We start from the raw sequence: 14,028 nt of genomic DNA on the forward strand, positions 1-14,028 counted from the left end.
TTAAAAATATTAATAAGAAACTAAACTAATTATACATGGCGTCTGGAAAACAAACACCAAGACAGAAGATGATAAACCTAATGTACCTGGTTTTCATCGCAATGCTGGCTTTAAATATGTCTAAAGAAGTACTTACTGCTTTTGGACTAATGAATGAAAAATTAACCGAGTCTAATGCTACCACCTCTCAGCGTAATGCTGCATTTATGGCAAGCTTAGATGAAAAGGCAGGGGAGCAACCTGCAAAATATGCACCGTTAAAAGCGAAAGCTGAAAAGATAGATCAGCTATCTGCAAGCTTTAATAGTTATATCGAAAATCTAAAATCTGAACTTCTTGCTAATGTTGATGACAAGCAAGAATATGAAGAAATGGATAAATCTAATGATCTTGACGAAATGTTCTTCCAAAGTGGTAGAGTTGGTCCTAAAGGACAGGAATTCTTAGATCAGGTAAAAGCATATCGCGAAGGTGTAGTAAATGTGATTGGAGACGAAAAAGGTTTTGAATCTATTAAATCTAATATCCGAGATAAGTTTTCTACAGAAGAACAAAATGTAGATGGTGCAAAAGTTGAGTGGTTAAAATATAACTACGAAGGATTTCCTTTGGTTGCATCTATCACCAAGTTAACTCAAATACAATCAGATATTAAAACTACAGAAAGTGAAGTGCTTTCTGCAATGTTATCTGGTCAGTTAACAAGTGAAGTTTCTTTAACCAACTATGAAGCTATTGTAGTTCCTGAGAAAACAGCATTCTTCTCTGGAGAGAGCTTCAAAGGGAAAGTTGTTTTAGGGCGTGTAGATAAAACTTTAAAATTTGACAATGTAGTTGTTAATGGAAATAAAGTAAGCAGCAACGAAGCTGGGCAAGTTGTTCTTAATTTTCCTGCAGGAAATGTTGGAGAGCAGCAAATCAATGGGGAGATCCAGTTTAAAGAAGGAGACTCGGTTGTTAAAATTCCAATTAAAAGTTCATATGCTGTAATACCAAAACCTAATTCTGCCGTTATATCTGCAGATAAGATGAATGTGGTGTATCGTGGGGTTCAAAACCCAATGACTATCTCTATTCCTGGTGTTGGAAGTGTAAATGCAAATGCTCCAGGTTTAAGAGCTGCTGGAGGTGCTGGTAAATATGTTATGGATGTTACAACCGTTCAGGCACGTGAGGTAACTATTAATGTAAGCGGTAAACTTCCTGGTGGAGAAACAGTTTCAGACAGTAAGTCTTTTAGAATAAAAGATATCCCAACTCCAGTTGGTACAATTCGTGGAGAAGATGGTTCTGTGAAAATGCAAAGAAACAGTTTAGAAGCTTCTACTATTGGAGCATTACTTCCAGACTTCGATTTTGACCTTGCTTTAAGGGTTTCTGGATTTAGTTTTAAAGTTTCTGGGCAACCAACCATTCAGGTTAGAGGAAGTTCTTTAGACGCTTCTGCTAAAGCTGCATTAAGAAGAGCAGGTAGAGGAGAAACAGTGCAAATTTTTGAAATTCAAGCACAATTAGCTACAAACTCTGGATACAAGCTTAAAAAAGTATCTCCAGTATTTGTAGAGTTAACAAATTAATAAAAACAATACCATGAAGTGGAATCAATTTTTGCTAGGTACAGTTGGATTATTACTTTCTGCATCATCTTTTGGGCAATCAAATCTTTTGAATGCTACAACACCAGATGAAATAGGAAAATTATCTGCAGCCGAGCTTAAAGTAGCGAAGGAGAATAAACCATTAGATTATGGTTACGTTGATGATAGAGATGTACTATGGTCTAAAAATGTTTGGGAAATTATAGATCTTGATGAAAGAGTTAACTTTCCTTTATATTATCCAATAGACACCAATAACATCGGTGGGAATAGAAGATCACTTTATGATGTTTTAATGGGTGGTATTAAGGCTGGAAAGATCAAGAATATTTATGCAGATTCTTACTTTAATGAAAAGCGCACGCTTAATGATATTAGTGCAGCTATTTCTAAAGTAGATACTACAGATCTTGGTATAGAACAGTATAATGCCGGAGAACAAATAGAGGAACAATTTATTGATAGAAGAGATATTACTTCTGCAGATATAGCAGAGTATCATGTTCGTGGGATGTGGTATTTTGATAAGCGTCAGGCAGAGTTAAAATATAGAATCTTAGGAATTGCTCCTGTGGCTCCAGATGTTAACTTTATTGATGATGAAGAACCAGATCTAGTAGAATTGTTTTGGGTATGGTTTCCGGATGCTAGGCCATTGTTATTTGATAATGATGCCTTTAATGGAAGCAATACAGCCTCTTCCATTACCTTCGACCATCTCTTGAATGCTAGAAGATTTAATGCGGTTATTTATAAAGAAGATAACGTACAGGGAGATAGAACTGTTGATGATTATATAACAGATAATGCATTTATGCAGTTATTAGAATCTCAACGTATACAAGAGCAGATACGTAATTTTGAACAAGATATGTGGAATTATTAATAATTATTTCCATATTTAATTCCAAAAACGCTCCGATATTTCGGAGCGTTTTTTAATTTTATACCATGATAGATTATATAATTGTTGGAGCCGGTTTAAGTGGAATAGCAGTAGCAGAAGAATTGCTAAATGCAGGAAAGAAGATCAAAGTTTATGAGAATCATTCTCAAAAATCTTCTGTGGTAGCAGGGGGAATCTTTAATCCTGTTATTCTGAAAAGGTTCACACTAGCATGGAATGCCGATAGACAATTAGAAGTGGCACTTCCATTTTATAAAGAACTGGAAGAGAAGTTAAATGTCTCAATTATTAAAGAAATGCCAATCTATAGAAGATTTAACTCTGTAGAAGAGCAGAATAATTGGTTTGAGGCAACAGATAAGCCTTCATTATCAAAATTTTTAGACCCTAAGCTGGTATCTTCTATTAATTCATCTATACCTTCAGATCATTCATTCGGAAAAGTAAATCATACAGGAGTTATTAATACTGAATTGCTAATTAATCATTTCAGTAATTATATAAGATCTTTTGGAGCACTGGAATCTGAAGAGTTTGAACATGATCTTTTACATTTTAGAACGGGTGGTGTAGAATATAAAGGAATTCATGCAAAAGCTGTAATTTTTTGTGAAGGCTATGGAATGAAAGATAATCCATTTTTTAATTGCTTGCCATTGCATGGAAATAAAGGGGAATATATAATTATTAAAGCAGAAGATCTTAAAATGGAAGTTGCTGTTAAATCTTCTGTATTTATTCTTCCAATTGGAAATGATCATTATAAAGTGGGAGCAACTTATGATAACAACGATCATACTTCTGAACCTAAGGAGGCATCGAAAGAATATTTATTAAAGAAGCTAGATGCTTTTCTAAAGTGTGATTATACCATAGTAGACCAAATGGCAGGAATAAGGCCTGCAACTCCAGACAGAAAACCTATGGTAGGGAATCATCCAGACCACCCTACTATTTATTGCTGTAATGGTTTTGGAAGTAGAGGAGTTCTTATAGCGCCAACCATAGCAAAAGAGCTAGTGGGTCATTTACTAAATGATACCGATATTTCAGAAGAAGTGAATATCAGTAGATATTATAACTATTTTCCTTCATTATCTTCTTAAACAATTTTGAGGCAGTGAAATGTTTTAATTTATAATTGAGTTGCTGCGTTTGCTTAAGAATTGTCCATCTAAGATATATTTATGTAATTGCTGTTACTATAAACATAGTAGAGTTATGTATTGGTATTGTTTAAGTTGTTTCCAGCTACTTCTTTGATGCATTTTCTCAAGTGATTCTTATCTATTAAAAGGGACTTTTGATTTAAAGCGATATGAAAGTTGGTTCATTCTGAATATAACTGGATATATTTTGATAGCAGAAATTATCATTTATTTCAGTTCCTTGTAAGATTTTCATTTCCATTTTTTTAGCAATTTAAAAATAGGCATCTTTGCAAAAATATTAGAAGGATAACATGCTTAACATTCACAATTTATCGATATCATTTGGCGGGGAGTACTTGTTTGATGAAATTACTTTTAGGTTAGGAGCGGGAGACCGCGTAGGACTTATTGGTAAGAACGGAGCCGGAAAATCGACGATGCTCAAAATACTATCTGGAGAACAGGAGCCTGATACAGGTCAAATTGCTAAGGATAAAGAGCTTAAAATTGGATTTTTAAAGCAAGATATTGATTTTATTCAGGGTAGAACTGTTATTGACGAGGCGCAACAGGCCTTTGTGGAAATAAAGGTTATAGAGAAAAAGATAGCTCATATTAATGAACAGCTAGCCATCAGAACAGATTATGAAAGTGACGAGTATATGGATCTTATTCATGATCTAACTGAACTTACGCATCAATATGAGATCATAGGTGGGTATAACTATCAGGGTGATACCGAGAAAGTTTTAATGGGTCTTGGTTTTGACCGTGAAAAGTTCGACAAGCTAACAGATACCTTTTCGGGAGGATGGAGAATGAGAATTGAACTGGCAAAACTATTACTTCAAAGCAATGATATTTTGTTATTGGATGAGCCTACCAACCACCTCGATATAGAATCTATTATCTGGTTAGAACAATTCTTGAATAATTATACCGGTTGTGTGATCATTGTTTCTCACGATAAGATGTTCTTAGATAATGTTACCAATAGAACTATAGAGATATCTTTAGGGAAGATTTATGATTATAAGAAACCTTATTCTGAATACTTAGTCTTGCGCCAAGAATTAAGAGAACAACAATTAGCTTCTCAGAAAAATCAGGCAAAGCAGATAGAGCAAACAGAAAAGCTTATTGAAAAATTCCGTGCTAAGGCATCTAAAGCCTCTATGGCCCAATCTCTAATCAAAAAACTAGATAAAGTTGATAGAATAGAGGTAGATGAAGATGATAATGCAGTGATGAATTTGCGTTTTCCTATTTCTGTACAACCAGGTAAAATCGTCGTGGAGACAGAAGAAATAGGGAAGGCTTATGGGAAAGTACAGATTCTAGAAGATATAGACCTGCTTATTGAGCGCAGTAGTAAAATTGCCTTTGTTGGTCAAAACGGGCAAGGTAAAACTACATTGGCTAAGATAATAGTTGGGGAAATAGATCATACCGGGAATTTAAAACTCGGGCACAATGTACAATTGGGGTATTTTGCACAAAATCAGGCAGATGAGCTGGATGGTGAAAAAACGGTGCTAGATACTATGATTGATGCTGCCACAGAGTCTACCAGAAGTAAAGTTAGAGACATGCTTGGATCATTTCTTTTTAGAGGAGATGAAGTAAGCAAAAAAGTAAAAGTACTTTCTGGTGGAGAGCGAAATAGATTGGCGCTTTGTAAATTATTGCTTCAGCCCTTCAATGTGCTTATTATGGATGAGCCTACCAACCACTTAGATATAAAATCTAAGAACGTGCTTAAGGAAGCATTGAAAAGCTTTGAAGGGACTCTAATTATCGTTTCTCACGATAGAGATTTCTTACAGAATCTTACAAGCACTGTTTATGAATTTAAAGATAGACAGATAAAAGAATATTTAGGTGATATAGATTTTTATCTAGAGCAGCGAAATGTTGAGAATATGCGCGCTATAGAAAAGCGAGATAAGGTGGTGAAAGAAGACAACAAGAATAATGATAATAAGCAGGCTTATAATGATCAAAAGAAGTTCAAATCTCTTCAGAATAAATTAAGCAATACCGAGGCTAAGATCAACAAGTTGGAGAAGGAGCTGAAAGTTAAAGATTTGGAGATGGCAACAGATTATAATAAAGCCATTGCTAAACCTAATTTTTTAGAGAATTATAAAAAGAACAAAAAAGAATTAGAGTCATTAATGGCTTCATGGGAAAAGCTTCAGTCTGAACTTGAAACAATTTCTTAATATTTACGAGGTCGATTTTGTAGCATTTTAAAATCGACTTGTAATTAATAAAATTCTTTTCATTGTATAAAGGGTAATTAATTGTTTTAGAACAATTTGATTGCCTTTTTTTATGTCTGTTTTTTACAAGCAAATCAATTAACTTGGCTTATTTCTGTAATTTAGTAGCTTTATAAATTAAACGCTTTTTACTTTTGAGAGTCTAAAGGGTAATTAAAAGTAAAGCATGCGTAAAATTATACTATCAATTCTTGGAGTAGTACTGGTAATTGCAGCCATCTTTGTTGCAAAATCTATTATAGACAGTAATACCAAGGAAAGACCTCCTGCTAAAAAAGTAATTAAATCGGTATACGTTCAAAAAGTGGATAATGGTATGGTACCTATCGTTATTCCTGCTAATGGAACCGTTACAGCTCTACAAAAAACCAGTTTATTCTCTGAAGTAGAGGGTATATTTAGAAGCAGTTCTAAACCATTTAGACCCGGACAGGAATATAGCAAAGGTCAGGTGCTTTTAAGAATAGATGCGGTAGAATATGCAGCTAATGTTAGAGCTTCAAAAAGTGAGCTGTATAATAAAATTGCATCGGTGATGCCAGATCTAAGACTGGATTATCCAGATGATTTTAAGAAGTGGCAGACTTATTTAAATAATTTTGATGTTAATAGAAGCTTGGCTCCCTTACCAAAACCTTCATCAGATCAGGAAAATTATTTTATATCTGGTAGAGGTATAGTTTCCGGTTATTATAACATAAAGAATTTAGAAACCAGATTAAATAAGTTCACTATTGTTGCTCCTTATAACGGAGTGCTAACAGATGCAGTTGTAACAGAGGGTTCTTTGGTAAGACCGGGACAGCGATTAGGAGAATTTATAGATCCTTCTGCTTATGAGTTGGAAGTTGCAATTAGAAAATCATTTAGTGATCTTTTAAAAGTAGGAGAAGAAGTAGATTTAAAAAATTTAGAGGGAACTCAACAGTTTAAAGGGAAAGTTAGTAGAGTTAATAGTAAGATAGATGCAAATTCTCAAACGGTACAGGTCTTTATTAAGATTGAAGATGCTAAAGTTAAAGAGGGGATGTATTTAGAAGCTAGTGTAGCGGCAAGAAATGTAGAAAATGCTACATCTATTCCCAGAAATCTATTGGTCTCTCAAAACAAGGTTTATGTAGTGGAGAACAATGTGCTTCAACTTGCAGAAATCAATGTGGTTCATTTTACATCAGAGTCTGTAATTATCACGGGATTAGAAAATGGAACCGAACTTATTTCTGCTCCGGTACCTGGAGCATTCGTAGGTATGCCTGTAGAAATAAATAGTAATACCAACCTATCTAACATCAACTAGTTGTGAGAAAAATAATTAGTTATTTTATAAAATACGAGGTTGCAGTTAATATTTTGATCTTCGCTTTTGTGATCTTCGGAATAATTGGAGTTATGAACATGAAGTCTTCCTTCTTTCCATTGGTAGATTCTAAGATCATAACAATTAGTGTAGCTTATCCGGGATCTTCACCAGAAGAGATCGAAGAGGGAATTATTCTGAAGATTGAAGATAATCTTAAAGGATTGGTAGGTATAGATCGGGTAACTTCAACGGCTCGTGAGAGTGGAGGATCAATAACCGTAGAAATAGAAAAAGGTGAAAATATTGATGCTCTTCTAGCTGAAGTTAAGAATGCTGTAGATAGGGTTCCTAATTTTCCATCAGGAATGGAACCTTTGGTTGTTGCAAAACAGGAGCAAATTAGATCTACAATTAGTTTTTCGGTAAGTGGAGAAAATATTCCGCTAGCTACTTTAAAACAAATTAGCCAACAAATTGAGAACGACCTTAGAGGAATAGATGGTATTTCTCAAATTAGTATTTCCGGATTTCCTCAAGAAGAGATAGAGATAGCAGTAAGTCAAGAAGATCTTTTGGCCTATAATCTTTCATTTGAAGAAGTGGCTGCTACCGTTTCTAATGCGAACATTCTTTCTACCGGTGGTACCATTAAAACCAATGCAGAAGATTACTTAATACGTGCTAATAATAGATCTTACTATGGAGATGCTTTAAATGATCTAGTAGTAAGAGCTAGTGCCAGCGGCCAGACTGTTAGGTTAGGTGATATTGCAGAGATAAGAGATCGTTTTTCTGAGACTCCCAATGCTTCCTATTTTAATGGTAACAACTCAGTAAATATTCAAATTAGTAATACTAACAGTGAAGATCTTGTCTCTACGGCAGAGAACGTTCGTGAATACATAACAGCATTTAATGAGAAGAACACTAATGTAAGGTTGGATGTTGTGAGTGATTCTTCTATTACCTTAAATCAAAGAACCATGCTTTTGCTGGAAAATGGTTTTGTTGGTATATTATTGGTTTTATTCTTTCTCTCATTTTTCTTAAATACAAGATTGGCGTTTTGGGTGGCATTTGGTTTACCTGTAGCTTTTTTAGGGATGTTCATTTTTGCACAACAATTTGGAGTAACTATAAATGTTCTATCGCTTTTTGGGATGATTATCGTTATAGGAATTCTGGTAGATGATGGGATTGTTATTTCAGAAAATATCTATCAGCATTATGAAATGGGTAAAACTCCTATTAATGCAGCTATAGATGGTACTATGGAAGTAGTGCCACCAATTATTTCAGCAATAATAACTACGATACTAGCATTTGGTACTTTCTTATTCTTAGATAGTAGAATTGGAGAATTCTTTGGAGAAGTTTCTACAGTTGTTATTTTAACCTTAACTGTTTCTTTGGTTGAAGCTCTTATAATATTACCAGCGCATATAGCACATTCTAAAGCCTTAAAAAGGGATTCTGAAGTACTAAACGAGAAGAAAAAAGGCTTCGCTAAAATATTTGATAAGCTAAGAGGTTTTAATAGAACCGGAGATAGAATAATGTCTTATTTAAGAGATAGAATCTATAGCCCAGTGCTTAAGTTCGTACTAAGTCAGCAGATATTGAGCTTTTCCATTCTCTTGGTATTCTTTATACTTACTATAGGAGCAATTGGAGGAGGATGGATTAGAGTCACACTTTTCCCAAGTATAGCGAGTGATAGGGTTTCTATAGACCTTTTGATGGCGGAAGGTACTAATCCTGCCAAAACAGACTCTATTATTAGCATGGTAGAGGCTGCTGCATGGAGAGTGAATGAAGAATATTCTGCCAAGCAATCTGGAGATAAGCAAGTAGTAGAAAATATTATTAAGCAAGTGGGACCTGGTAATAATAAAGCCTCTTTGCAAGTAAATCTACTTCCGGGAGAAGAGAGAGATTTTGGATCTCCAGAGATAACAAATTCTATAAGAGAAGAAGTAGGACCTGTATTTGGCGTGGAAAGTCTCACCTTTGGTTCTGGAGGAAATTTTGGTGGAAGTCCGGTTTCTGTATCATTGCTGGGTAATAATATTTCAGAATTAGAAGCTGCTAAAGAAGAGCTTAAAGAAATTTTTGAGAACAACTCATTGCTTAAAGATGTTACAGACAGCGATCCAAAGGGAATTAAAGAAATAGACATTAAGTTAAAGAACAATGCCTATGCGCTAGGCTTGGATCTCAACAACGTAATGAGGCAGGTTAGAAATGCCTTTTTTGGAGCGCAAGCACAACGCTTTCAACGCGGACAGGATGAGATTAGAGTATGGGTACGCTATGATCTAGAAGCTCGATCTTCTATCACACAATTAGATGATTATAGGTTAATAACTCCGTCTGGAAATAGAGTTCCGTTTAGAGAGATCGCTACTTATGAGATCGTTAGAGGAACAGAATCTATAAGTCATTTAGAGGGGAAAAGAGAAATTCGGGTAAGCGCAGATATGGAAGATCCAAATGGATCTGCTACAGAGATTTTACAAGATATTGAGGATAATATCATGCCAGATATACTCGCACAATATCCTTCATTGTCTGTTTCTTATGAGGGACAAAATAGAGAGGCAAATAAATTAAGTGCATCTGCAAATAAAGTGTTACCAATTGTCTTATTCCTTATTTATGCCACCATCGCATTTACTTTTAGAAGTTACAGTCAGCCTTTACTTCTTATGATAATGATACCATTTAGTGTTATTGGAGTAGCGTGGGGGCATTGGATTCATGGGTTCCCAATAAACGTATTATCAGCACTGGGTATCATTGCTTTAATAGGGATCATGGTAAATGATGGATTGGTATTTATAGGAAAGTTCAATAGTTTTTTAGTGGAAGGAATGAAGTTTGAAAAGGCGCTTTATGAGGCCGGGCGCTCCAGATTTAGAGCTATATTTTTAACTTCTATCACCACCATAGCAGGATTAGCTCCTTTAATATTTGAAAAAAGTAGACAGGCCCAGTTCTTAAAACCAATGGCAATTTCTATTGCTTACGGAATTGGGATAGCAACCATCTTAACATTACTGCTTCTACCGCTATTTCTATCTATCAGTAATAATATAAAAGTGGGTAGTATTTGGTTGGCTACAGGAAAAAAAGTGAAAAATGAGGAAGTTGAAAGAGCTATTAAAGAACAAAGAGAAGAAGAAGTTCATGAGGCAAGTTAAACCTATCTTATCATTAATCTTGCTCATCTTCTGCGGAAATGTTTTTGCACAATCAACAGTGCTCACCAAGGAAGAAGCAATACAAAGAACCTTAGAAAATAATTTTGGGATTCAACGTTCTAATAATCTGGTTGAAATTGCAGATAACAATCAAGGAATTTTAAATTCTGGTTATTTGCCTAGTGTAACTGCCAATGCAGGTGCAAATTATAACAATGAAGATATTGAAGCTCAATTTCAGGAGGGAGAAGCTCGTAATTTGAATGGAGCAGAAACTAAGCGTTACAATGCCTCGCTTAACTTGAATTACACCTTGTTTGATGGCTTAGGTAGGTTCTATACCTATAAGCAGTTGAAGGAACAATATAGACTAACCAAATTAGAGGCAAGAGAGACCATAGAGAATACCATTTTGCAGCTTATGAGCGTGTATTTTGAAGTGGCAAGACTAACCGAAAATGTAGGCGTTCTCAATGAAACGTTAGAGATCTCTAAACAGCGTATTACCAGAGCCCAGTATCAATTTGATTATGGACAGACTTCTAGATTAGGAATCTTAAATGCGGAGGTAGATGTTAATAATGATAGTATTGCATTGTTAAACACAAAACAGCAACTAGAAAATACGAAACGAGATCTGCTGGTAATACTCAATGAGCCTCAAAAAGACTTAAGATCTATTGCTATAGATACCACAATCAATTTTTTATCTGAGTTAGAAATAGAGAATTTTATAAAGACCTCCAATCTTAACAATGTGAGCCTATTGCAGGCAGAAAGCAATCTCCAAATTACAGATTACGATATAAAAGTTAGTAGATCTGGATATCTTCCAAGTCTGGGGCTTACCGGTTCTTATGGTTGGAATAATAGTAATCTTCCTTCTACCTCTTTTGTGCAAACAAATACATCTAGAGGCTATTCTGCGGGCTTAAATTTAACATGGAATCTATTTGATAGTGGAAGAACTATAACGAACGTTAAGAACGCTTCAATTAGATTTGAGAATCAGCAATATCTAAAAGAACAAATTATTTTAGAGGTTAAACGAGATATAGCGAACTCATGGGGTAATTATCAAAATAAGCGATATATCTATGAAGTGCAGGAGAAGAATGTGATTACCAACGAAGACAATTTTAATAGATCTCAGGAGCAATTTAAATTAGGTCAGATCTCATCCATAGAATTTCGTCAGGCTCAAACCAATTTACTGAATGCCAGAACAAATAAGAATCTTGCAAAATACGATGCCAAACTTGCAGAATTACAGGTGTTGCAATTAACGGGGCAATTGTTAAACTTAGAGTTATAAGGTTTAAGATTTTGGACGGCTCAATTAATTTTAGGATTTATTTGTAAAAATTCTACTCGCTCTGCTGCGTTAAGATGCTTAATTTTATAGCTAATTAAGTATAAAACCTTTAATATGTTAGAACATTTTTTTCAATGCCCCTATTGCTGGGAGGATATTTCTATGTTACTGGATACCTCTGTGCCTAGACAAATTTATGTTGAAGACTGTGAGATATGTTGTAATCCTATAGAAATATCAGTCTCTTTCTCAGATAATGAACTTACTGGTTTTGAAATTAATAACCTGGAACAGTAACTAAATGTTAATGAATACACATTTATAAATCATTCTGTAATTAAATTACTATTTTTAAATTGAATTATAAATAGTATATATGATATCAAAATTTGAATTCTCAGAACAAGTAGTTGGAATTTTGGTAGATTCTGATATTGATACTAAAACTTTAGACGAGATTCATGAGGAGATCTTAAATAAACTAGATTCACATCCAACGATTAACTTATTTGTAGAAATAACCGAAGGACATTCAATTTCATTGATTAATATTTTAAAAGATCTAATATTTAAATTAGATCATGCAAAACATTTTTCTAAGATCGCAATGGTGTCTGATCTCAAAAGAATGACTAGCGCGATGATTTTTAAGGACTTAGTAATGAAGGCCGATGTGAGAGCATTTGAGAACGAAGAGAGGATGGAAGCGATGAACTGGATTTCTGAATAATTTTTTTTAAAAATGTTTGCATAAGTAGAAATGTGTTGTATATTTGCAGTCCGATAGCGTAGCAATAACGATGGAAACATCAACAACGAGATCGCAAAAATTGACATTTTGAAATTCACGATATATCGCGGGATAGAGCAGTAGGTAGCTCGTCGGGCTCATAACCCGAAGGTCACTGGTTCGAGTCCAGTTCCCGCTACTAGGAAAGACAAGGCTTCACAGAAATGTGGAGCCTTTCTTGTTTCTATTGGGTACAGAATAGGTACAGAATAATGTGATTTTAAAGACATAATTTTAATTGATGTTAAATCATTTTATTTGTCCTTAAATTTTATGAATTATTTAATTTTGCTATTAAAAAGATTCTTCTGCAGCGTTGGTATTTCTGTTATAAAACAGTTTAGTATTGACTCTTAATGCCTTTTCGCATACCTCTCAATGGTATGGAATGACTTAAATTCAAAGTTTTCGACTTTGTTATATCAATGTACCATTTTAGTTACTCCACAACTTTTGAGATAGGTCCTTTAAAAGTTTACTTAATTGTATCCTGAGCCCCAAACATTCAATCCATCTACTTAGGTAATTTTAAGTATATTTTTTAAAATTAAAATTAACTCCATTCAAAATTTCCTCTGTTACAATTGTTACTGTAGATCCCATTACATAATTCTAATTTTGTCTTGAATTTAAAAAACTAGTAGATGGAATTACTTGAGATATTTGGTTATATAAGTGCGATCATAATTGGAATATCACTTGGCTTAATAGGAGGGGGAGGATCTATTCTTGCCGTGCCAGTACTGGCATATTTATTCTCCATGGGTGAGAGGGTAGCTACGGCTTATTCATTATTTATAGTTGGAGCTAGTGCCCTAGTAGGTGGTATTCAACAACATTATAAAGGTTATGTGGACTGGAAAACTGCGATAATTTTCGGGATACCAGCTATAATCGGTGTAACTGTGGTGAGGCATTATGTAGTTCCGGCATTACCGGAAACCTTATTTTATATTCAGGACTTTGAATTTACTAGAAGGATGGCCATGTTTGGGTTATTTGCAGTGCTAATGATACCAGCTGCTTTTTCCATGTTACGTAAAAAAAGTAATGATGATCAAAACAATTCAGAGAAACAGGTTAAGTATAATTATCCGCTCATTTTGGCTGAAGGTCTTATCGTTGGTGCAATTACTGGAATGATTGGAGCGGGAGGCGGATTTCTAATCATCCCGGCGCTGGTAATTTTGGCTAATATTGAAATGAAGACTGCGGTTGGAACTTCGCTAATTATTATAGCCTTTAAATCCTTGTTAGGGTTTTTCCTTGGAGACGCACTGACTATGGAGGTTGACTGGACCTTTCTTGGAGTAATTGTAAGCCTTTCTTTTATAGGTATTTTCCTAGGATCCTACTTAAGTAATTACATCAACGGCGAACGTCTAAAAAAAGGTTTCGGTTACTTTATATTTCTTATGGCCGGATTTATTTTTTACATGGAATTTTTTGTCAAAAATCAAGAAACAATTTAAATTTTAA

Annotated in this window: 10 protein-coding genes and 1 tRNA gene; all 11 read left to right on the forward strand. The window is 34.5% G+C overall.

Translation table 11 applies throughout. From position 1 onward, the window contains the following. Positions 1-35 precede the first annotated feature (35 nt). The 11 genes from gldM (at position 36) to P163_RS05830 (ending at position 14,021) form a co-directional block, all read left to right on the forward strand. Positions 36-1,577 carry a gliding motility protein GldM gene (gldM, locus tag P163_RS05785; RefSeq protein ID WP_034888618.1) on the forward strand — a complete coding sequence of 514 codons (1,542 nt, stop codon included), beginning with the start codon at positions 36-38 and terminating at the stop codon, positions 1,575-1,577. A gap of 13 nt (positions 1,578-1,590) precedes the next feature. Continuing rightward, the gene (gene gldN / locus P163_RS05790) at positions 1,591-2,484 is read left to right on the forward strand and encodes a gliding motility protein GldN (protein ID WP_034888620.1); all 894 of its coding nucleotides are present in this window, start codon (positions 1,591-1,593) and stop codon (positions 2,482-2,484) included. A gap of 65 nt (positions 2,485-2,549) precedes the next feature. Continuing rightward, positions 2,550-3,611 carry an NAD(P)/FAD-dependent oxidoreductase gene (locus P163_RS05795; RefSeq protein WP_034888622.1) on the forward strand — a complete coding sequence of 354 codons (1,062 nt, stop codon included), beginning with the start codon at positions 2,550-2,552 and terminating at the stop codon, positions 3,609-3,611. 356 nt (positions 3,612-3,967) lie between these two features. Next, positions 3,968-5,881, forward strand: coding sequence for an ABC-F family ATP-binding cassette domain-containing protein (locus P163_RS05800; protein WP_034888624.1), 1,914 nt, complete (start codon positions 3,968-3,970; stop codon positions 5,879-5,881). A gap of 226 nt (positions 5,882-6,107) precedes the next feature. Then, on the forward strand, positions 6,108-7,238 hold the full coding sequence (locus P163_RS05805) for an efflux RND transporter periplasmic adaptor subunit (RefSeq protein ID WP_034888626.1): 1,131 nt from the start codon (positions 6,108-6,110) through the stop codon (positions 7,236-7,238). A gap of 2 nt (positions 7,239-7,240) precedes the next feature. Beyond that, complete coding sequence (locus P163_RS05810; RefSeq protein ID WP_034888628.1) at positions 7,241-10,444, forward strand: efflux RND transporter permease subunit; 3,204 nt, start codon at positions 7,241-7,243, stop codon at positions 10,442-10,444. Continuing rightward, positions 10,431-11,759 (forward strand): TolC family protein, encoded by a 1,329-nt coding sequence (locus P163_RS05815; RefSeq protein ID WP_034893962.1) that lies wholly within the window; start codon positions 10,431-10,433, stop codon positions 11,757-11,759. The genes P163_RS05810 and P163_RS05815 overlap by 14 nt, the downstream gene beginning before the upstream one ends. A 114-nt stretch (positions 11,760-11,873) precedes the next feature. Beyond that, positions 11,874-12,056, forward strand: a complete 183-nt coding sequence (locus tag P163_RS18075) for a CPXCG motif-containing cysteine-rich protein (protein WP_081891301.1) — start codon at positions 11,874-11,876, stop codon at positions 12,054-12,056. A gap of 79 nt (positions 12,057-12,135) precedes the next feature. Next, positions 12,136-12,489, forward strand: coding sequence for an STAS/SEC14 domain-containing protein (locus tag P163_RS05820; RefSeq protein WP_034888630.1), 354 nt, complete (start codon positions 12,136-12,138; stop codon positions 12,487-12,489). Positions 12,490-12,615: 126 nt separating this feature from the next. Then, positions 12,616-12,688 (forward strand) — tRNA-Met (locus P163_RS05825). Between the two features lie 505 nt (positions 12,689-13,193). After that, the gene (locus tag P163_RS05830; protein WP_034888631.1) at positions 13,194-14,021 is read left to right on the forward strand and encodes a sulfite exporter TauE/SafE family protein; all 828 of its coding nucleotides are present in this window, start codon (positions 13,194-13,196) and stop codon (positions 14,019-14,021) included. The last annotated feature ends 7 nt before the right edge of the window (positions 14,022-14,028 follow it).

Origin of the sequence: Gillisia sp. Hel_I_29 (genome assembly GCF_000744275.1) — a bacterium.
GTDB lineage: Bacteria > Bacteroidota > Bacteroidia > Flavobacteriales > Flavobacteriaceae > Gillisia.